Consider the following 22,330-nt stretch of genomic DNA (forward strand, 5'->3'; position numbering starts at 1 on the left):
CCAATGAGTAAGTGCGACTAACCAAATCATAGATTTGGAGTTGTATTAAATGAAACTCCTTCTCCTTCGTCGAATGAGTAAGTGCGACTAACCAAATCATAGATTTGGAGTCTTACTTACAGTATTCTTTTACGTAGGTAATTGGAATTAAAGCATACATAGCTGCACATTTTACAAGTTCATCTTTCCAGGTTAATTCATTTGGTGCATGAGCTTGATCTTCATGGCCTGGACCAAAACCAACACAAGGTATACCATACCTTCCCATTATAGATACTGCATTAGTCGAAAATGTCCACTTATCTACTAATGGATCTTCCTTAAACAACCCTTTATAAGAATCGATTAAAGTTTTACAAGCTGGATGTGATTCTTCAAGAACCCAAGTTGGAAAATAGCACTCTGTTGGATAGATAAGTCCTGTATAGGCAGGTCTTTCATAGGTATACATTTCTACTTTAGCCTTAGCCTCTTTTACTGAAGGTAATTCTCTTATTTGATCTAAAGCGTATTCCCAAGTCTCCCCATTAGTAAGTCTTCTGTCTATGGAAACAGTACAACCATCAGCTACTGCACATCTAGAAGGTGAAGAAAAGAATATTTCTGAAACTGTTAAAGTTCCTTTTCCTAAGAATGGATCATCTATTAATCTTTTATTTAACTCTTTTAATTCATTAAGAATAGGACCCATTTTGAATATCGCATTATCTCCTCTTTCTGGTGCTGAACCATGACAACTAATTCCATGAGTTGTCACTTTTATTTCCATTCGCCCTCTGTGCCCTCTATAAATATTAGTTGAAGTTGGTTCTGTTATTACTACAAACTCTGGTTTTATCTTGTCTTCATTTATAATATATTGCCAGCATAATCCATCACAATCTTCTTCCTGTACAGTACCTGTAACTATTAGAGTGTAATCATCTTCTAAATTTAAATCTTTGATTATCTTACCCGCATAAACCATTGAAGCCATTCCACCTTCTTGATCTGAACCACCTCTACCATAAATAACTTCATCATCTTCATAACCCTCATATGGATCATTAGTCCAATTATTTATATCTCCAATTCCAACAGTATCAATATGAGCATCCATAGCAATTACATGTTTTCCATGTCCTATATACCCTAGTACATTTCCCATCTGGTCTATTTCTACTTTGTCAAAACCTACTTTTTCCATTTCCTCTTTAATTCTTAAAACTACTCGCTTTTCATCACAACTTTCACTAGGAATAGATATCATGTCTCTTAGGAACCCTGTCATATCAGCCTTATAGTTTTCTGCTAACTTTAGAATTTCTTCTTGGCATGTAATTTTTGACATATTTAAATCCTCCTTTAAATATAAATATATTTTATTTTTCAACCATTATTTCAATAATTTAAATACTTACTAACTAATTAATTAGTTAATTCAAATAAAAACCTATATAATTCAATACAATTAACCTGCATTATAATCTAATTTATTGGTATTACTAAATAAGTTTAGTAATACCAATAAACTAGAAAATTTTATTTAGTTTGCTACAGATAAAAAGGGTTTAATAGATTGAAAGTATAATATTCCTTCTAGAACTGATCCACCTATAGTTCTTGACTTATCAGAAATAGTATTGCAATTACTGATCTCATCATGCCTTGGATCTACATCTGCAATTTTTAACCCCTTTGTAATATAAGTGTTATCTCTAATAATGCCTCTTAGCACTCCATCAATTTTAGCTTTTACTTCTAAATCATCTATTAGTGCTATAGTTTCATTAGCTTTAACTATATCTCCTATTTGTCTTATATTCTTAATTTTTCCTTCATAAGAACTATAAATTACTCTTTCCTTTGCATAACCACATATAGATCCTGGTACTCCTGTATCCTCTAAAGCATATCCATCAAATATTAATCTTCCCAAACTATGTCCTCTCATGGTCTCTACTACTACATTTACATCTATACCTGCTTTAAATCCAGGGCCTAATGCAATGGTTATAGGTGCCATATCTATAGTGGTACCTAAATTTTTTTTCGCTAAAATTGCATCAACTACAGCAATAGGCCTAACCGTTTCAATGAGCTTTCCATATCTATCAACAGCTACCGGAATATATCCCATATCCCAAGCTTCTAGTATTTCATCATAGGTTCTAACAAGAACACCCTTCATACCTTCAATTGTTGTTTCACCATCAAATACTGCCTCACTAAAAGATACATTTCTTCTAATACTAGAAGGTATCTCTATCTCAAGTACTAGAACTTTAAATCCACTTCTATGAAGTTTTTGTATAGTACCTGAGGCAATATCGCCTCCACCTCTTACAATTATTCTATTATTTATCACCAAATCGTCCCCTTGCTTAATGATAATTTGATTGTAATAATTCTATATAATCCTTTTCTGTATCAATATCCCAAAGAAAATATTCTTCATCTACTTCCACAAAAAATATATTATCCTCATGATTTTTTAAAATAGTTTTTCCGCCCAAATCTCCATTAAGTGCTAAAAGCTCATTTCGATACTTCCATGGAAATATTACAGGATTTCCTCTTCTACCTTTATAAATTGGTACAATAAACTTATCTTGATTTTTTTCAAATTCTTCGATAAGTTTATTTATAAGACTCTCATTTAAAAAAGGTTGATCCCCTGTAATAAAAGCATATCCAGATATTTTAGATGCAGCTTTCAACCCAAGTTTTATAGATTGACTTTGTCCCATATATGCCTGGGAGTTTTTAACTACTTTTAAATCTCTAGTCTGAGCTAACTCTGCTATTGTTTCATTGCCAGTTACTACAATTTTATCTTCTAAATTACTTTTATTTACTGCATCTAAAACATATTCTATTAGATATTTACCCTTATACTTTAATAGTAATTTATACCTTCCCATCCTAGTACTACGGCCTGATGCCATAACAATCCCAGTTACCACATTGAATCCCCCTTAAAGCTTTTCTGTAGATTCTTCATATATAACCCTATATGTTTTATTTAATAAACTTCCAATAAGTATTCCGTCTAATAACTTTAATTCTTTATTTTTTATTGTTATATATTCTATTAGATTTTCTAACTTCTTAAAGTCCTCTTCTTCTACCTTATTTATAAATAAAATTCTTCTACCTTTGGAGTTTTTAAATAATCCTTCTTTTTTAAATATTAAAGCTAGCAAATCTTCTTCATTTATACTATCTCCTACACTTTTATTTATAAGTTTTAAAAACTTATCAATCCTATGAATATTTCCATCATGGATTTTTAAATTTAAGGCTTCTCCGCTTAAAACTCCTATTGTTGTACTAGTAAAATTACTTACTACTGGCTCATCTTCCTTCCAAGCTTTTAAAGTTTTTTCTTTTGCTCCATCAGATTCTATTAAAATATAATCATAATTGTTAAGTATATTAGAAATACTTTTATCATCAATTCCAATGACTTTATTTTCTCCATTAACACTAGAACCATAAACATGAATTTCACCATCTGGTTCCTTTGTTTTACTTATATTCCCACAGTATACATATACTATATTTCCATTTAGAATATACTTACTTTCTTCATCAATATGATCTCCAAAGCTGTCCTTTAGAATTAAACAATTGTATTGATTTCTTTTAGGTAGATATATTTTAGTTGTTGTTGTTATAAGAACTCTTCCTCTTTTTTTCAACTCCTCGGCTAGGATAAACATAAGAGTGGTCTTTCCTCCAGCTCCTACTATAGATATTTTTTCTCCTTTAGTAACAGTAAGAACCTTTAAAATGTCCACCCTTTTTCACTCCTTTTTAAAACCTCTTCCAAACCTCAGTTGCTAGTTCTCTACTTCTAGCCCTAATTCTTTCCTCATCTAAATTAACCAGTTTTCTATTCATCATTATAATCTTCCCATTTACAATAGTGGTTTCAACATGTCTTCCACTTATTCCAAATAGAATATGACTATCTATATTATCTTTATATATAGGTGTTGGAGGATTATAGTCAACAATTATAACGTCAGCTAATGCACCTTCTTTTATAATTCCTATGGAATTATCTATAAATCTTTCAGTTATAACTCTATTTCCTTTGAAAAGCATTTGTGGTAATTCTACCCAAGCTACTGTTGAGTCCTTAGCTTCATGCCTTTGAATAGTACTTCCAGTTTTATAAGACTCTAAAATATCAGAGGTGTATCCATCTGTTCCCAACCCCAACAATATTTGTTTTTTAGCCATTTTTAAGATTTGCGATGTTCCCACTGCATTACCCATATTAGATTGAGGATTATTAACTACTATGGAATTCTTTTCTTTCAGCATATCCATTTCCTCATCAGTTATGTGTACACAATGAATAGCCATAGTTTTATCAGAAAGAACACCTCTTTTATACCATCTTTCAATTACGCCTACACCATACTTTTCCATAGAATCTTGTACATCTTCAATTCCCTCAGCACAATGTACATGGAATCCTGTATTTAAACCCTCTATAGCTGTTAGGCATCTCTCTACAGTATTTTCACTAATAGTCATAGATGCATGAAGTCCAAATAATCCCTTTATCATATCATCCTTTTCTCTATTACAATACTTTATAAATTCAATATTTTCTTCAATACTTTGCTTTACTACGTTCTCCCCATCTCTATCAGAAGTTTCATAACTCAGATTACTTCTAATACCTACCTCCTTAGCTGCATCTGCAATAGTAAATAAACTCCCACTTAAACCATATGGACTGGAATGATGATCAAAGGAAGTTGTTACACCATTTTTAATTTGATCTATCATTGGAACTATTGCACTATAGTATACATCCTCTAGAGTTAACTTTTTATCTAATCTCCACCATAATCCCTTCAATATATCTAAAAAACATTTTGCTGGAGGACTATCATTAGAAATTCCTCTAGCAAAGGTACTGTAATAATGCATATGTGTATTTATAAAACCCGGCATTATTAATTTCCCTCTTGCATCAATGAATTTATAGTCTAGATATTTTTCTTTTAATTTTTTTGTAATTCCTACTTCTACAATTTTATCTTTTTCTATAACTATACATCCATCATCTATAATTGTGTTTAAATCATCTCTGGTTACAACTATCCCATTACCTACTAGTAGCATTCACACTCCCCCTATGGATTAAATAATTTAACCTTAATTAAATACTTCTAGATTATATATTCATACCTGTTTACACAAGTTTCTATAATAGATTTCATTTCCTTTGAGATTGATTCTGAGTTATTTTCTTCAATACACCAATTATAAATTTCACCTTTTTCATCCCTAACTTTAAAAATACCTTTAATAGAATCTATTACACAGAAACCTGAATTGCTACTGTTTTCAAAATCTTCCTCACTCCAAAATATAGTAATTTTATCTTTGTAAGGATTACCTTTATATGGACAAAACACTCCACAATTTCCACATTCATTACACATACCATCTAAATGTATAATTTGATGACCTTCTATAGGACCTTCTTTAATATCAATAAACACATTTGCTCTATTAGGACAAACATCTACGCATATTTCACAAATATTATTGCATTTAAGACATCTTATAGCCTCTTCCTTAGAAGGTATTGATTCAAGTAGTACACCTTTTCTTTCATAAGATTTCTTAAGTTCATATCCACAAGTATTTTCCTCAGCCCTAATGAAATCACAAGGCATATTTTCTTTTTTTAAAATGTCCCTAGTTATAATTTTCCCATGAGACAATGCTTCTACTATAGTACCTGGACCACTTTTAGCATCTCCGGCTATATATACGTTAGATATATTAGTTTCACATTTACTGTTTACTTCAGGAAGTCCTTTAGAATTTATATCTATACCAAGACTTTTAAATAATTCTGAATCTATTTTTTCTCCAACAGCTGCTATAACTGTAGTTGCATTTATACTTTCATATTTTCCTAAGGAAATTGGACTTTTTCTACCTGATTTATCTTGTTCTCCTAAAATCATTCTTTCACAAACAAGAATATTATCTTCTAACGCTACAGGGGATAATAACTCTTTAAATTCAATACCTTCTTCAATAGCTAATTTAATTTCTTCTCTACTAGCAGGCATTAAATCTTTAGTTCTCCTATATATAATAGTTACCTTTTCAACTCCATTAACTCTTTTGGCAGCACGAGATACATCCATGGCTACGTCCCCTCCACCAATAACACATACATGGGTTCCTAGTTTTATATCCTCACTGTTTTCTTTAAAACCCTCTAAGAATTCAATAGAATTTAAGATTCTATCATTACCTCTTTTAAGTGAAATACTTGCTGGCTTCCAAGCTCCAGTTGCTAGGACAACATAATGAAAATTTTTCCTTAGAACATTTAAATCAACTTCTTCAGCTACATTAAAATTTATCTTAACTCCATGGCTTTTTACCATTTTAAAATCCTGTTCTAAAGCTAAATTATCTATTCTAAAACTTGGAATTACATAATTTATAATTCCATATGGTTTATCTCTTTTTTCAAATACTTCTACACTAATACCATTTCTTCTAAGGTACATCGCTGTAGATAAACCTGCTACCCCAGCTCCTATGATAGCTACCTTTTTATGATTTTTAATTGCACCTGGTTTTATATTCTTTGTATATAGTTCTTCAGCATTATCCACGGCTATTTTTTTCATTCTTCTAATTTCTAGGGAACTATCATAATCTAGTCTCGTACATTTATTTTGACAGTTATGATTACATAAAGTTCCTGTTATAGCTGGGGCTGCATTATCACTAACTATTACTTTAAAAGCTTCATCATATTTTCCTTCTCCCACAAGCTCTATATACTTTGGAATCTGTTGTTCAATGGGACAGCCTTCACTACAAGGTGCAATTGTACAATTATATATGGGTAAGTCCTTATATAGTTTTCTAATTTTAACTACCCTTGCTTTCTTAAGGTGATGCTTATCATCAATTGATTCCTTTGCTAGTTTTTTTAGCAATTGCATGTCAATTGTTGACTTTCTATTAGAAATAAGTGGTTCTACCTTTTCAGCTATCTGTTTAATTCTTTCATAACCACCTGGCTTTAATATTGTAGTAGCAAAAGTTATTGGACATATTCCTGTTTCAAATATCTTATCTACATTAAAGAATTCAGCTCCACCAGAATATGAAATATATAATTTTCCTTCAAATTCCTCTGAAAGATTACTTGCTAAATTAATAGCTAAAGGATATAAAGATCTACCTGACATGTACATCTCTTCTCCTGGTAGTTCTTCATTTAATATCCTTACTGGAAGAGTATTTGTAAGTTTTACTCCAATCTCCATACTTTCCATTTCAGCTACGGCTTTTAATTTTTTTATCATTTTTATTCCATCATTGTATTGCAGATCATTTTTAAAATGATGTGAATTTAGTTTTATATATTCATAACCCATTTTATTAAGAATTTTTCTTACAAATGCTTCACCAAGCAATGTAGGATTCATCTTTACAAAAGTATGAAGATGTTTTTCTTTTAATAAATAAATAGCAATTCTTTCTATTTCTTGTGGAGGACATCCATGTAGAGTTGATAGCGTAATTGAATTGCACACCCTTGAAGGAATTTCATATAAATCTTCAATTGAAAATCTATAAAATTTTTCTATATTATTCTCCAATACTTGAATAGATTCCTTCCATATTTTTGTATTTTGTGAATTTTTCAAATTTTCTATGTAGGAATCTATTTTATCTGATTTTATTCCATCAAAATCATATCCTACACTCATGTTAAAAACAAAGTCTCTTTCTACACTTAAGTTAAGTTCCTTCATTAAAACATGTAATATAATCCAAGCTTTCACATATTCCTCAAAAGCTTCTTCTACAGTTAGTTCTGTAGACCACTCTACGTTATAGCATTCATCCTCAGCATTAATACATGGCTTTAACACTGGAAGATCTTCTCCATCAATAATCTGGACTGTCTTTAACTCAATAAATCTACTACCAGTAAGATATGCTGCTATAATATTTTGAGCTAATTGTGAACTAGGACCTGCTGCTGGTCCAATTGGTAGGCCTAACTTCTCTCCTAAAAAAGGGATAGTGTTATTAGGGATTCCATAGTAAAACTTATCTTTATGAATTCCAAAAATACTATCTTTAGTTTTTAGTTCAGTAAAAATCCAGTTAATGAGTTTTTCAAAACTTATTGGGCGTATTTTGTCACTCATATTTACTCCCCCCTATAATTCATAAGTTACTTAAAAGCATTTATACCCTTAAGTAAATACTTAATTTAATTAATCTATTTACTCTTTATTTTTCTATAAATCTCGGCTTATCTTCTTCCAGCAATTTCTCAAAAACAGATATAGGATCCTTAACTTTACTTAAGAACATCATGGCAGCAATAATATATGGTTTATATCCAGCTTCACGATATAGTAATTCACGGTAACGATTAAATACAGATTCTCCTACTTCTCCAATTTCACAACTTACTCCTGTTATATCTGCTGGTAAACAATGAAGATATAATGCTTTACCATCCTTAGTAAGCTCCATCATTTTTTCATTGCATTCCCAATCCTTATATCTAGCATTTTCTTTCAACAATTCTTTTTCAAGTTCATCAATACCTGCTATATCCCTCTTTGAATATAGTTCTGTACGTTTTTCCATAGCTTCAAATGGTGCCCAGCTCTTTGGATAAACTATATCTGCGTTTTCGAAGGCTTCTTTCATAGAATTAGTCTTTGTAAAGCTTCCACCATTTTTCTCTACATTTACCTTAGCAACTTCTTCTACTTCAGGAAGTACATCATATCCTTCTGGATGTGCTAATACAACTTCCATTCCCATTCTTGTCATAAGTCCAATAACTCCTTGCGGAACCGAGAGTGGTTTTCCATAAGAAGGTGAATAAGCCCAAGTCATAGCTAATTTTTTACCTTTTAAATTTTCCACTCCACCAAAATAGTGAATCAAGTGTAATAAATCTGCCATACATTGAGTTGGATGGTCTATATCACATTGTAAATTAATCAGAGTTGGACGTTGTTCTAATACTCCATCAGTGTAACCTTCCTGAACAGCATTAGAAACTTCTTTCATATAAGCATTACCCTTTCCTATAAACATATCATCTCTAATTCCAATTATGTCTGCCATAAAAGAAATCATATTTGCAGTTTCACGGACAGTTTCTCCATGAGCAATTTGAGATTTTCCTTCATCGAGATCTTGTACCTCTAGCCCTAATAAATTACACGCACTAGCAAAACTAAATCTAGTTCTAGTAGAATTGTCTCTAAATACCGAAATACCTAATCCACTATCAAATATTTTCGTCGATATATTATTTTCTCTCATTGTACGAAGAATATCAGCAACAACAAATACTGATTCTAATTCTTCGTTACTTTTTTCCCATGTTAAGAAAAAATCATTATTATACATCTCCCTGAAATCTAGTTTTTTAAGTCTCTCCATAAGGGTTTTAATATTCTCCACAAAATCCACTCCTCAATTTATTAATCTCCTATTCCAAAATAAATTTATACTTATATTTTTCAAATTCGTCACAATTTACCTTTACTGACTAATTAATCAAATTATAACTCCCATTACATTTAATGTCAATATTCAAACCAGATAATTAAAACTATTCTATTTATTTCATGTAAATTTATTGCATTTTATCCTCTTAATTGGTAAAATTTAAATAATTTAAATTTATTCATTTCAAGCTTAAATTATTTTATTATCTTAATATTTATTCATATCCTTATTATACTTATTCATAAACTATAGTTAAGTATATATTTTTTTCTTTATTTTTTATATTAACTGGTTAGTAAAATATTTATAGCACTTCATGCATTATGCATAAGATATAATTATAAATTTAGAGGGGGAATTAAATTGCAAACAACTAACGCTCCAAAGAAATCGCTTCTTAGAATTAAACTAGATGACAAACCACCTATGAAACAAACTTTAATTCTTGCATTTCAAGCAATTTTTGCATGTTTCAGTGGTATAGTAGCAGTTCCACTAGTAGTAGCTGGTGCACTAGGATTAAAAATATCTGATACATCATTTCTGGTTTCATGTGCCCTATTTGCTTCTGGTCTTACAACACTTATTCAAGCTAAAGGTATTGGACCCATAGGAAGCAAGCTTCCATTTATCATGGGTACCTCCTTTGCTTTTGTAAGTCCGGCTATTGCCATCGGTAGCACTTATAACGGCAATATGACTTTAGGTATTGCTACCATATGTACAGCTACAATGGTAGGTGCCTTACTAGAAGTAATTCTAAGCTTTTTTATTAACCATGTTAAAAAAATTTTTCCACCACTTGTTACTGGTACTGTTGTTACTATGATAGGTATCACTATCATTCCTGTTGGAATTGATTGGTTAGCTGGAGGCTCTGGAAACCCAAACTATGGAGATCCTAAATTTTTATTGCTTGGTGCTATTGTCCTAATTATTATTATAATTACCAATCAATCTAAAAATACTTTTATAAGTTCTTGCTCAATATTTATAGGTATATTATGTGGATATTTATTAGCTATTCCTTTCAACTTATTAGATACTACTCCAATATCTGCTGCATCTTGGATTTCTATTCCTAGACCTCTTAAATTCGGAATTAAATTCTCTATACCAGCGATTATTAGTTTTTTAGCTGTTTATCTAGCAACTACTGTAGAAACTGTAGGTGATACTCTAGCTATTGGCGAGGCATGTGAAATTGAGGTTTCTAACAACCAACTTTCTGGAGGTGTACTTTGTGATGGCCTTGGATCAATTCTAGCTGGATTTTTTAACTCTACTGCAAATACATCCTTTAGCCAATGTACTGGCCTTATAAATGTTACAGGAGTTGCTAGTAGGTTTGTTATAATTATAGCTGGAATAATATTATCTATAATGGGTTTGATACCAAAATTTGCTTCTTTAATATCAATTATGCCTAGTCCAGTTCTTGGAGCTGCTGGTATAGTTATGTTCGGTTCTATTGCTTGTTCTGGTATTAAAATTCTAGGCAAAGTTGATATGACTAGAAGGAACATTTTTGTAATTGGTATATCTTTTGCTTTAGGTGTAGGTGTCATTGTTAGACCTGAAGCTCTTAGTATGTTCCCAGAATCCTTACAAATAATCTTTGGTTCTGGTGTAACAACTGCAACTATATTTGCTGTAATATTAAATTTAATCTTACCTAGTGATAAGCCTCAAAAACCTGTTATTAAAACTAAATCTGGTATGTCTTTAAGCAAATAACTACTTTGTATTCCCGAAATCTATATAAGAGATATAGAAAGTTGATCACTACTCTCTATATCTCTTATTTTTCCACAAAAAATTCCAGCCTAAATATAAACTGGAATTTTTTCTATTCAATTTATTTCTTAAGGGATTTTTTTGTAGCATTAAATATTTTTTGATATCCTGTACATCTACATAAATGTCCAGATATTTCTCTTTTTATTTCTTCATCAGTATAATCTTCACCACTATTTACCAACGCTGTAGTTGTAAGTACTAATCCTGGAGTACAGAATCCACATTGAATTGCACCTTCTTCTATAAATGCCTTTTGCACCTTTGATAAGTTTCCATTTTCTGATACACCCTCTATGGTTAAAATTTCTTTTTTATCAGCCCAAATAGCCATATAAATACATGAATCTATAGGTATTCCATCCACTAGTACTGTACAAGCTCCACATTCTCCAACTGAACATCCTTGCTTTACCCCTGTAAATTGAAGTCTATTTCTCAATACATCTAACAAAGATTCTCGCACATCTACTTCTAAATTATAATTTTTTCCATTTACTTTTACTGATATCTTTTTATAATTCTTATCAATCATAATAAAATCCCACCTTATTTAGTTACTTCATAAATACCTCGTACTGTTAATTCTTTTATTAAATGCTCCCTATAAGCCTTTGATGCTCTCCATGAGTCTCTAGCACTTGCTGATTTTACTGCATATTGTGCAATATTATTAATATTTTCTTCTGAATATTCTAAACCAAGGGCATACTTCTCTGCATCCTTACATCTTATAGGAGTAGGCGCAGCTACCCCTAACGCTATTCTTAAATCTTTAAATTTATTTTCCTTCATACTAGCTACAACACATACACCTAGCATAGAAATATCCATTGCCTTTCGATTACTATACTTAATATATGTTCCTCTTACTCCCTCATAGTCTTTTTTTTCAATAAAAATGCTTATTAGAATTTCATCTTTTCTTATATTAACCTTTCCAGGACCTTCGTAGAATTCCTCTATTGGAACTATTCTCTCTCCCTTAAAACTTCTAAGTCTTAATTTAGCATTAAATGCAAATAAACTTGGTGCACTATCTGCTGAAACAGCTCCATTACATACATTCCCTCCAATAGTGGCCATATTTCTTATTTGTGGTCCTCCCATAGATACAGCACCTTGCCCTAAAGCAGGAATAAAATCTTTTATAATTTTATTTCTATATATATTGGTAAAGCAAGTAGTGGAGCCAATTTCTATGGTGTCATTTTCTAGAACCTTTATGAAGTCTAATTCTTTTAAGTTTTTTAGACTTAAAAGTTCTACTTCTTTCATATCACCATGATGCAATTTAATTAAAACATCAGTTCCACCAGATATTATTTTTAAATTATTATTTTCATGAAGAATTTTTACTGCCTCTTCTACACTTCTAGGCTCTTGTATATTCTTAATATCAAACATTTTTATCTTTAATAGAGATTTAACACTCTACTAAAATTCACCTCCTTCTATATTTATATAGTCTACTAACTATACAATCTGCACTCTTACATTTAAGGTAAATCCTATATTAAGCCCTCTTCCTTAAATTTTTCAAATACTCTTTGTGGATTCATTGGTATTCTATTAAAAGCAACACCAGTTGCATCTAAAACTGCATTTCTTATAGCTGGGGCTGGAGAAAGTGTTGTATTTTCACCTAGAGATTTTTGCCCAAAACTTCCTGCATCATCTGGAATTTCTACAAATGCTGAACCAATATTAGGCGTGTCTAAAATAGTTTGTAATTTATAGTCTAAAAGATTGTTATTAAGAGCTCTTCCAGTCTTCTCATCAAATATCATTTGCTCTGATAAAGCATATCCCAGTGCCATACTTACACCACCGTGAACTTGCCCTTCTGCTAGCATTGGATTAATTATTGTTCCAGAATCATGAATATTATATATTTCTACTACGGTTATTTGACCAGTTTTTATGTCTACTTCAACCTCTGCAAAGGTTGCTCCATAAGCAACTACATTAGTCCTTATATTAACAGAAGTGTCGCTAGTTATAGGAGAACTGTAAATCCTATCATAAAATGATTCTAACGCTATATGCTCAAGAGAACAGACAACTATACCCGTTGTTTTTTCAACTACATTACAATCAACTATATCCATTACCTCTGGATTGAGGCCATTTTTTCTGCTAGCAAACTGAAGAACTTTACTCTTTACCTCCATAGCAGCTTTTTTCACTGCAGCACCTGTAACAAAAGTTTGTCTTGATGCATAAGCACCTGTATCAAATGGAGTAATATCAGTATCTTGATTTGAAATTACATGAACCATATCAATTGGAATTCCTAAAACCTCTGAAGTCATTTGTGCAAATATAGTATCACTACCTTGACCAATTTCTGTAGCCCCAATTTGCAACTGTACTGAACCATCTTGATTCATCACAATCCTTGCACCTGCTGCTTCTAGAGCTACAGGATAAGTACCTGCAAAATAACTAAAACAAGCCATTCCTACTCCATGTCTTAAACTACCTATTTGATTTTTATATAGCTTTTTCTTTTCATTCCAATTTATTAATTCCATTCCCTTTTCAAGACACTGTGATAGTCCCATGGAACGCACCACATTTTTGGAGGATGGATCTACATGATTTTGCTTCACCAAATTTTTCAATCTGAATTCCACAGGATCTATATTTAGTTCTCTAGCAATATCATCTAAATGACTTTCTAGAGCAAATGAAATTTGTGGAACTCCATATCCTCTCATAGCTCCTGCTACCGGCATATTAGTATATACAGTTTTAGGCTCATATTTTATAGCATTAAAATTATATAATGGTCTAAATTTACTCCCACAGCTCATGGTCACTGAATGTCCATGAGATGCATATGCTCCATTATTTACTAAGTTCTTTATATCTATTGCTAGTAACTTACCTTCCTTAGTAACTCCAGTTTTAAATGTAAATCGCATAGCATGACGAACCCTTGTGTCTATAAAACATTCTTCTCTAGTTAATGCATATCTAACTGGTCTTCCATTAACCGCAAGTGTCATTGCTGCAGTTAATGGCTCTATAACAACATCTTGCTTATTTCCAAATCCACCACCTATATATGGCTTTATAACCCTTATTCTTCCCCATGGCATCCCTAGTGCCTGTCCTACTATCCTTCTTACAATATGTGGTATTTGAGTAGAAGTTACTATCACAATTCTTCCATCTGACTCCATATAAGCATACGCACTATGATTTTCCAGATGACAATGTTGTACAGTACTAGTATTAAATTTACCTGTAAATACTTTGTCAGCTTCTTTTAGCTCTATTTCTACGTCTCCTACTTCATTGCCAAAAGAGCTAATAATATTATTTTGTCTTTCTTCATGTATTATTGGGGCACCTTCTTTTATAGCTTCTTCCTGATCCATTACAAATGGCAACACTTCATATTCTACATCTATAAGTTTTATAGCTTTTAGAGCTATTATTTCATCTATGGCTACAACTGCCGCCACTGGTTCTCCACAAAAGCGAACTTTATCAGTAATGATTAATCTATCTTCTACATCTCTATGTGCTTCATCAAAGGTCCAAGGGTGTCCAGCCGTTGCAAATTTTATTTTTGGTAAATCTTGATAAGTAATTACTGCTTCAACACCATCTAAATTTTTTGCTTTAGAAACATCAATACTTCTTATTTTTGCATGGGCATAAGGACTTCTAAGCACCTTTCCTATTAGCATTTCCCTTTCAAAATAGTCATCAGCATACTTAGCCTTCCCTGTAACCTTTGCCACACCATCTAATCTAGATACACTACTACCTATTACCTTATAATTCATAATTCTCTTTAGCAAGATTATAATCCTACTAAAGCACCTCCCTTTATTTTTACTGATTAATTAGTCACAAAAATATATAACTATACAAGCTTTTTAGTGTTTTCTATAACTTTAACTCTCTAGCTACGTAATTTCCTTTTTCATTACCTACCAATTTTCCATCCTTTATAATAAATCTTCCCCTTGAAATAGTCGTAATTACTTTACCTTTTACATCTAGTCCTTCATATAAATTGTAGTCACAATTGGAATGAGAGTATTTTATTTTATGCCTATCTAAAGGGTCAAATATTACAACATCAGCATCTGATCCTGGGAGTAACGTTCCTTTTTTAGGATATAAACCATGAATCTTTGCTGGATTCTTTGTAAATTTATCAATTATTTTATCACCAAACATTGTATACAATAAATTAAAAGAATATTCTATTCCCCCTATTCCCATAGGAATTAAATCTAAAGTTTCTTTTGCTTTTTCATTAGATTTAAACGGACAATGATCAGTACCTATTACACTAACATCATCTATATTTTTTCTTAATTCATCAATTTCTTCTAAAGACCTAAGAGGTGGTGTTAAGGTATATAGAAAACCATCCTTTAATAAATAATTATCTTTAGATAAATAAAAATATTGAGGGCAGCTTTCTATAAATAAATTTTTATTTATTAAACTTTTATATAAGTCCATAATTCGACTTAAAGATTCTCCTGAACTAAGGTGTACAATATACATATATCCATCCATATTCTTAGTCATTTCAGCTAAAGTTAAAACTTCTGTAGTCTCACATAATGTGGGTCTATTTTCTTCATGGGATCTTACTGGAAACTTTCCCTCTCTGATTAACTCTTCATTTTCACTATGAGATATAAGTATAACCTTCATTCTTTTCGAAATTTTCAGTAAATTGCTGATGGTTCTTAATCCAGTTTTTCTATTACTGGAACTATAAGTAGTAAAGAATTTTATGCTACAAATTCCCCTCTTTTTAATCTCCTCAATAAATAGTTCTTCATTATCCTGAAAATTTGCAATAGTACTATGAAATCCATAATCTACAACAGAAACCTTTGCTTTTCTTTTTCTGTCTACAAAAGCTTTTTCTAACTCTTCAATATTTTTTACTGGATCTAAAAAATCTATAAATGTAGTAATTCCGCCATATGCAGCTACTATAGAACCATTGTAAAAATCATCAGCAGAAACCTGATTACCCACCTTAAGCTGAAAATGTACATGAGGATCTATAAATCCTGGTAATACATAATTTCCTTTTGCATCATAAATATCTTTTGATAAGAAAATATCCTTTGACAGGTTTTTAATAATTCCATTATCAATGTACAAATTTCCTCTAATAAATTCCCCTTCCACATATATATTTCCATTGACTATGGCTAAATCATAACAATTCACAATATCAACCCCATATATTTACTCTATAATAATATTTTACCATTATATTCTTTTATTTACCATAAAATATTGTTGTGCTAATAGAAATTATTGATATGAAATATTAAATTAAATTCTCTAATATGGCTCTTGATAAACAGAGTTCTAAGCTTCAGAGGAAGTATTCACTCCCATGGAAGCTTAGAACTCCCAGGGACGTAGCGGCTCTTTGCTACCGCCTCGAAGAAGATGGAGTATTAGAGCTGGTAGTCATCGGATAAATATTTATTGTAATAGATTACATTTTTTAAAAATCCCACTATACAAATCTTTAAAAAAGTATTATACTGTTAGTGATTTGATGAATTATTGAAAATATTTTGTATATTTTCAATGTTAAACTTATTTAGTAAGGGGGTATTTTTTAAGTGTGTTGTAACTTAGAAAAAAATCAAATGTTTAAGGAATTAGAAGACTTTATTAATTCCTTACCTGTCAAAGATGGAGCTTTAATAGAGGTTTTGCATAAAGCTCAGCATATCTTTGGATATCTACCTAAGGAAGTTCAAACTTTCGTCGCTGATAAACTAAATTTACCTATATCTAAAGTTTATGGTGTTGTAACATTTTACTCATTTTTCACTACTGAACCTCGTGGTAAGAATGTAATAAATGTGTGCATGGGTACTGCATGTTTTGTTCGTGGTGCTGGAGATGTTCTTAAAGAATTTGAAAAAGAACTAGGTATTAAATCTGGACAAACTACAGAAGACATGAAATTTACACTAGGTTCTTTAAGATGTGTTGGTGCTTGTGGTCTAGCTCCTGTTTTAACTGTAAATGATAAGGTTTACGGTCACTGTACTCCAGACCAAGTAAAAAGTATATTAGCTGAATATGAGTAGAATTAGGAGGTAACAAAGTTGAATAAAATAAATTCCTTTGAAGAATTAAACAAAATTTATCAGGAATACAAATCATCCCTTGATATTAGAAAAGCAACTGGTATCGATGGCTTTGTTTGTGAAAAAAATAACTATAAAAAAGAAATACTTATTTGCGGAGGAACTGGGTGTAAGTCTGCACAAAGTGATTTAATTAAAGATAACCTTGAAAAAGAAATTAGTAAGTTAGGTTTGGAAGATGAAGTATACGTTTCCATAACTGGTTGTTTTGGTTTCTGTGAAAAAGGTCCTATAGTAAAAGTTACTCCAGATGATGTGTTTTATGTTCACGTAACTCCTGAGGATGCTGAAGAAATCATAAATGAACATATTGTTAATGGAAATGTTGTACAAAGATTACTTTACGAAGAACCAACTATAAAAGAAAAAGTTAAGACTCAAGATGAAATGACTTTCTATAAGAAGCAAGTTAGAATAGCTCTAAGAAATTGTGGATTAATAAACCCTGAAAATATTGATGAATATATTGCTGAAAAAGGATATCTAGCTCTTGGAAAATGTCTAACAGAATGCACTCCTGATGACGTAATAAATGTTATATTGAAATCTGGACTAAGAGGAAGAGGCGGCGGCGGCTTTCCTACCGGAAAGAAGTGGCAATTTGCAAAAGGCTATGATGCTGATCAAAAATATATTATTTGTAATGCCGATGAAGGTGATCCAGGTGCATTCATGGATCGTTCGATTTTAGAAGGAGATCCAAATAGTGTTCTTGAAGCTATGGCTATAGCTGGTTATGCTATAGGTGCTACTAAAGGTAATATATATATTAGAGCTGAGTATCCACTAGCAATTCAAAGACTTAGAATTGCTATAAATCAAGCTAGAGAATATGGACTCCTTGGTGAAAATATACTAAATTCAGGCTTTGATTTTGATATTGAAATTAAATACGGAGCTGGTGCCTTTGTATGTGGTGAAGAAACTGCTCTTATTCATTCAATAGAAGGTAACCGTGGAGAACCAACAAATAAACCACCATTCCCTGCTGAATCTGGACTTTGGAATAAGCCAACTTGCGTTAATAACGTTGAAACTTTAGCGAATATTCCAGCTATTATTAATAATGGTGCAGATTGGTTTAGTTCAATCGGCACTAAATCTTCCGCTGGTACTAAGGTTTTTGCTCTTGCTGGTAAAATTAATAACGTTGGTCTTGTAGAAGTGCCTATGGGAACAACTTTAAGAGAAATTCTTTTTGAAGTAGGTGGAGGAATTAAATTTGATAAAGAATTCAAAGCTGTTCAAACAGGAGGACCTTCTGGTGGATGTATTCCTAAAGAATTTTTAGATACTCCTATTGACTTTGATTCTTTAAGTGCTATCGGTTCTATGATGGGATCTGGTGGAATGATAGTAATGGATGAAGATAACTGTATGGTTGATATAGCTAAATTCTATTTAGAATTTACAAAAGAGGAGTCTTGTGGTAAATGTACACCTTGTAGGATTGGTAACACTCGATTACTTGAAATTCTTGAAAGAATATCAAAGGGCGAAGGTGATTTAAGTGATCTGGATAAGCTTCAAGAGCTTAGTAACACTATAAAAGATACTTCACTTTGTGCTTTAGGACAAACTTCTCCTAACCCTATTCTTAGTACAATGAAATATTTCTATGATGAATATAGAAGTCACGTTGTAGATAAGATTTGTCCAGCAGGAGTTTGTAAGGACCTTATGAAATTTGTTATTACTGATAGATGTATTGGCTGTACTAAATGTGCAAGACAATGTCCAGTTGGCTGTATCGAAGGGAAAGTTAAAACTAAGCATGTAATTGACCATAGCAAATGTATTAAATGTGGTGCATGTAAATCTAGCTGTCCAGTTGATGCAATAGATCTAGTTTAATAATTTAAAAGAGGTGAAAGTATTGAGTTTAGTTACACTTAAAATAAATAATAAAGAAATATCAGTGGAGCAAGGAACCACAATTCTTGATGCTGCACGTAAGCTTAATATAAAAATTCCTACCCTTTGCTACCTAAATCTTCATGATAAAAAGACAACTAATAAACCTGGTTCTTGTAGAGTTTGTGTAGTTGAAGTGGAAGGAAGAAAAAATTTAGCACCATCTTGTTGTACAGCTGTTGCTCCAGGTATGGTTGTTAATACTAGTACTCCAAGAGTAATAGCAGCAAGAAAAACTATAATTGAACTTTTATTATCAGACCATTCTATGGATTGCTTAACCTGTCAAAAAAATTTAAATTGTGAACTCCAAGAGCTTGCTAGTACTTATGGAGTAACTAATTTAAAATATACTGGTTCAAAATCTGTAGCTGTAAAAGAACTTAAAAATCCATCTATAGTAAGAGATACTTCTAAATGTATTTTATGTAGAAGATGCGAAGCTGTTTGTAGCCAAGTTCAAAAGGTTGGTGCAATTGGACCAATAAATAGAGGTTTTAATACCACTATAAGCACTGCATTCTTTGAAGAGCTAAATAATAGCGCTTGTACTTTATGTGGTCAATGTATAAATGTCTGTCCTACTGGGGCATTAATGGAAAAAGATAATACTATTGATGTATTAAACGCTATAGGAAATAAAGATAAATTTGTAGTAGTTCAAACTGCTCCGGCTGTTCGTGCAGCACTTGGAGAAGAATTTGGTATTAAAGAAGGTGCTGTTACTGGTAAGATGGTTGAAGCGCTAAGAGAACTTGGTTTTGATAAGGTTTATGATACTGATTTTGCTGCAGATTTAACTATTATGGAAGAAGCTACAGAATTTTTAGGAAGGTATAAGAGTGGTGAAAATCTTCCTATGATTACTAGTTGTTGTCCTGGATGGATTAATTTCATAGAAAAACATTATGGAAACCTATTAAATCTTCCATCAACATGCAAATCTCCTCAACAAATGTGGGGCGCTATTGCAAAAACATACCTTGCTGAAAAACTGGGTATACCATCGGAAAAACTTTATGTTGTATCTGTAATGCCATGTGTTGCCAAAAAATCCGAAGCTAACAGAGAAGAATTTGTCAATGAAAATAATAATCCAGATATCGATGTAGTTATAACCACAAGAGAATTAGCTAAAATGATTAAACGCTCTGGATTAGAATTTGCTTCTCTACCTTCCTCTGATTTTGATACTATTATGGGTGAATCTACTGGTGCTGGAGTTATTTTCGGAACTAGTGGTGGCGTTATGGAGGCTGCTTTACGTACTGCTTATGAATGGATTACAAATAGCACTTTAGAAGAACTTGATTTTAAATCTGTTAGAGGCCTTGAAGGAATCAAAGAAGCTTCATTAGTTATTGATGGTAACAAAATTAATATAGCTATTGTAAATGGACTTGCAAATGCAAAGAATTTGTTAGATAATATAGAAGATACATCTAAAAAATATCACTTCATTGAAGTTATGGCATGTCCAGGAGGATGTATAAACGGTGGTGGTCAACCATATTCTAATGAGCAATATTCATTAATAGAAAAAAGAATGAATGCTCTTTATAGTGAGGATGCTAATAAGGTTATAAGAAAATCTCATGAAAACCCTGAGATAATAAAGCTTTATGATGAATTCCTTGGAAAACCTAATGGAGAAAAATCTCACCATTTACTTCATACTCACTATATAAATAGATAAACACCTTAATTTAGTTATTAGTTATTAGTCCCTAACTAATATAAATATAAACATAAAAATGATGGTATAAATAACTTATTTATACCATCATTTTTATATAGTTCCTTATTTACAATTATAAAAATTAAAAACATATAAAGTAATATTATCCTAAGTTATAAAAGAATGTTACAAATACTGGAACTAAAGAACTTAATATAACTCCATTTATAAATGCTATTACAGCTATTTCTGGATTTGTTGCTTTAGCTATAAGTGGTAATGTTGTATCCATAGAAGTAGCTCCTGCAGGTGCTATGGCTGTGTAGCCATTCAGTTTTTTAGCTAATATTGGAATTAAAATAACTGTTATCATCTCACGGAATACATTTGTTAAAAATGCTATAGCTCCTAAAGTATCTCCACCCATTTCTTTAAGCATTACTCCTGATAAGCTATACCATCCAAATCCTGAACCTATAGCTAAGCTCTCATTAAGAGCCATATTAAATAGGAATCCTACTAAAAGTCCTCCTAGTAAACTACCTACAATTCCTCCAAATGGTACTAACAAAACCTTAAATCCTGCCTTTTTTAGATCTTTAAATATGGTCTTGTTGCCACCTACATCTATACCAACTAAAAAGATTAAAACAAATAATGAAATGGATGCAAGATTATCAATACTACTCATTATTTCTGGTGGAAACACAAAATAACCACAACCCATTCCAACTAATATAGATACTATTATTATGTACGTCATATTACTTGTCCTCCCCACATGCCTCATTTAAAAGCTCACTACACTCTTCAATTACAACATTTTCATCTTCTACAATCTCTGCATTTAAGATTGATTCTTCCTTGGGTAATTGATTTTCTTTAGGCATAAACTTTTCTGATAAAATATACACAAGTACTATACTTACACCTATTGTAGCTACTGCAAATAAAAAAGACTTTAACCCTATGGTCGGAAGATTTTTTATTATGCCCTTATCCGCTCCTATAGAAGCTCCCATAGAAAATAATAAGAATATTACACCAAGTTGTTGTAATTTACCATTTATAATTTTCCCCTTCTCACCTAATTTTAGAAAGTACCCTACAATGGCACCGAGTATTAATGCAATTAAAATTTCCATATGTCCCCCTCCTCTACCACGTTATTATATCATAGATTTGGAAACAGTTACATTATATTTAGATTATTTTTATTATATTTAACTTTATACCT

General features: G+C 31.5%; 17 protein-coding genes. 4 read left to right on the forward strand and 13 right to left on the reverse strand.

Going from position 1 to position 22,330, the window contains the following annotated elements; all coding sequences use genetic code 11:
* Window positions 1–112: 112 nt before the first annotated feature.
* The 7 genes from IO99_RS11685 to ygeW all read right to left on the reverse strand — a co-directional run bounded on the left by IO99_RS11685 (window position 113) and on the right by ygeW (window position 9,489).
* Window positions 113–1,330 carry a YgeY family selenium metabolism-linked hydrolase gene (locus IO99_RS11685; protein WP_035133611.1) on the reverse strand — a complete coding sequence of 406 codons (1,218 nt, stop codon included), beginning with the start codon at window positions 1,328–1,330 and terminating at the stop codon, window positions 113–115.
* A 195-nt stretch (window positions 1,331–1,525) separates the two neighbouring features.
* Window positions 1,526–2,347, reverse strand: a complete 822-nt coding sequence (gene yqeB, locus IO99_RS11690; RefSeq protein WP_084178161.1) for a selenium-dependent molybdenum cofactor biosynthesis protein YqeB — start codon at window positions 2,345–2,347, stop codon at window positions 1,526–1,528.
* A 16-nt stretch (window positions 2,348–2,363) separates the two neighbouring features.
* The gene (gene mocA, locus IO99_RS11695; protein ID WP_035133615.1) at window positions 2,364–2,945 is read right to left on the reverse strand and encodes a molybdenum cofactor cytidylyltransferase; all 582 of its coding nucleotides are present in this window, start codon (window positions 2,943–2,945) and stop codon (window positions 2,364–2,366) included.
* Between the two features lie 12 nt (window positions 2,946–2,957).
* The gene (yqeC, locus tag IO99_RS11700) at window positions 2,958–3,782 is read right to left on the reverse strand and encodes a selenium cofactor biosynthesis protein YqeC (RefSeq protein ID WP_035133616.1); all 825 of its coding nucleotides are present in this window, start codon (window positions 3,780–3,782) and stop codon (window positions 2,958–2,960) included.
* A 16-nt stretch (window positions 3,783–3,798) separates the two neighbouring features.
* A complete protein-coding gene (ssnA, locus tag IO99_RS11705) occupies window positions 3,799–5,127 on the reverse strand; it encodes a putative aminohydrolase SsnA (protein WP_035133618.1) in 1,329 nt (442 codons plus the stop codon).
* A 47-nt stretch (window positions 5,128–5,174) separates the two neighbouring features.
* Window positions 5,175–8,207, reverse strand: coding sequence for a putative selenate reductase subunit YgfK (gene ygfK, locus IO99_RS11710; protein WP_035133620.1), 3,033 nt, complete (start codon window positions 8,205–8,207; stop codon window positions 5,175–5,177).
* A gap of 85 nt (window positions 8,208–8,292) precedes the next feature.
* Window positions 8,293–9,489 carry a knotted carbamoyltransferase YgeW gene (gene ygeW / locus IO99_RS11715; protein ID WP_035133622.1) on the reverse strand — a complete coding sequence of 399 codons (1,197 nt, stop codon included), beginning with the start codon at window positions 9,487–9,489 and terminating at the stop codon, window positions 8,293–8,295.
* A 411-nt stretch (window positions 9,490–9,900) separates the two neighbouring features.
* On the opposite strand from ygeW, the gene IO99_RS11720 reads away from it, so the two are divergent.
* Window positions 9,901–11,274: a uracil-xanthine permease family protein gene (locus tag IO99_RS11720; protein ID WP_035133623.1), complete on the forward strand. Its 1,374-nt coding sequence runs from the start codon at window positions 9,901–9,903 to the stop codon at window positions 11,272–11,274.
* A 121-nt stretch (window positions 11,275–11,395) separates the two neighbouring features.
* On the opposite strand, the gene xdhC is transcribed toward IO99_RS11720, so the two are convergent.
* The 4 genes from xdhC to IO99_RS11740 all read right to left on the reverse strand — a co-directional run bounded on the left by xdhC (window position 11,396) and on the right by IO99_RS11740 (window position 16,557).
* Entirely contained in the window at window positions 11,396–11,869 is a 474-nt protein-coding gene (gene xdhC, locus IO99_RS11725; RefSeq protein WP_035133625.1) for a xanthine dehydrogenase subunit XdhC, read from the reverse strand.
* A 14-nt stretch (window positions 11,870–11,883) separates the two neighbouring features.
* A complete protein-coding gene (gene xdhB, locus IO99_RS11730) occupies window positions 11,884–12,741 on the reverse strand; it encodes a xanthine dehydrogenase subunit XdhB (RefSeq protein ID WP_035133626.1) in 858 nt (285 codons plus the stop codon).
* 104 nt (window positions 12,742–12,845) lie between these two features.
* A complete protein-coding gene (gene xdhA, locus IO99_RS11735) occupies window positions 12,846–15,137 on the reverse strand; it encodes a xanthine dehydrogenase molybdenum-binding subunit XdhA (RefSeq protein ID WP_035133731.1) in 2,292 nt (763 codons plus the stop codon).
* 103 nt (window positions 15,138–15,240) lie between these two features.
* Window positions 15,241–16,557, reverse strand: coding sequence for an amidohydrolase family protein (locus IO99_RS11740; RefSeq protein WP_035133628.1), 1,317 nt, complete (start codon window positions 16,555–16,557; stop codon window positions 15,241–15,243).
* A 407-nt stretch (window positions 16,558–16,964) separates the two neighbouring features.
* Here IO99_RS11740 and nuoE point away from each other — a divergent pair, with 407 nt between their 5' ends.
* Genes nuoE through IO99_RS11755 form a run of 3 tightly spaced genes read left to right on the forward strand, consistent with a single transcriptional unit; the run spans window position 16,965 to window position 21,111 of the window.
* The gene (gene nuoE / locus IO99_RS11745) at window positions 16,965–17,441 is read left to right on the forward strand and encodes an NADH-quinone oxidoreductase subunit NuoE (RefSeq protein ID WP_035133630.1); all 477 of its coding nucleotides are present in this window, start codon (window positions 16,965–16,967) and stop codon (window positions 17,439–17,441) included.
* 18 nt (window positions 17,442–17,459) lie between these two features.
* Window positions 17,460–19,355 (forward strand): NADH-quinone oxidoreductase subunit NuoF, encoded by a 1,896-nt coding sequence (locus tag IO99_RS11750; RefSeq protein WP_035133632.1) that lies wholly within the window; start codon window positions 17,460–17,462, stop codon window positions 19,353–19,355.
* A 22-nt stretch (window positions 19,356–19,377) separates the two neighbouring features.
* On the forward strand, window positions 19,378–21,111 hold the full coding sequence (locus IO99_RS11755; RefSeq protein WP_035133635.1) for an NADH-dependent [FeFe] hydrogenase, group A6: 1,734 nt from the start codon (window positions 19,378–19,380) through the stop codon (window positions 21,109–21,111).
* A 145-nt stretch (window positions 21,112–21,256) separates the two neighbouring features.
* On the opposite strand, the gene IO99_RS11760 is transcribed toward IO99_RS11755, so the two are convergent.
* Both IO99_RS11760 and IO99_RS11765 read right to left on the reverse strand, forming a co-directional pair.
* A complete protein-coding gene (locus IO99_RS11760; protein ID WP_035133637.1) occupies window positions 21,257–21,856 on the reverse strand; it encodes a LysO family transporter in 600 nt (199 codons plus the stop codon).
* Window position 21,857: 1 nt separating this feature from the next.
* Complete coding sequence (locus IO99_RS11765; protein ID WP_084178162.1) at window positions 21,858–22,238, reverse strand: LysO family transporter; 381 nt, start codon at window positions 22,236–22,238, stop codon at window positions 21,858–21,860.
* Window positions 22,239–22,330 lie beyond the last annotated feature (92 nt).

The organism is Clostridium sulfidigenes (assembly GCF_000732635.1).
Lineage (GTDB): Bacteria > Bacillota > Clostridia > Clostridiales > Clostridiaceae > Clostridium_J > Clostridium_J sulfidigenes.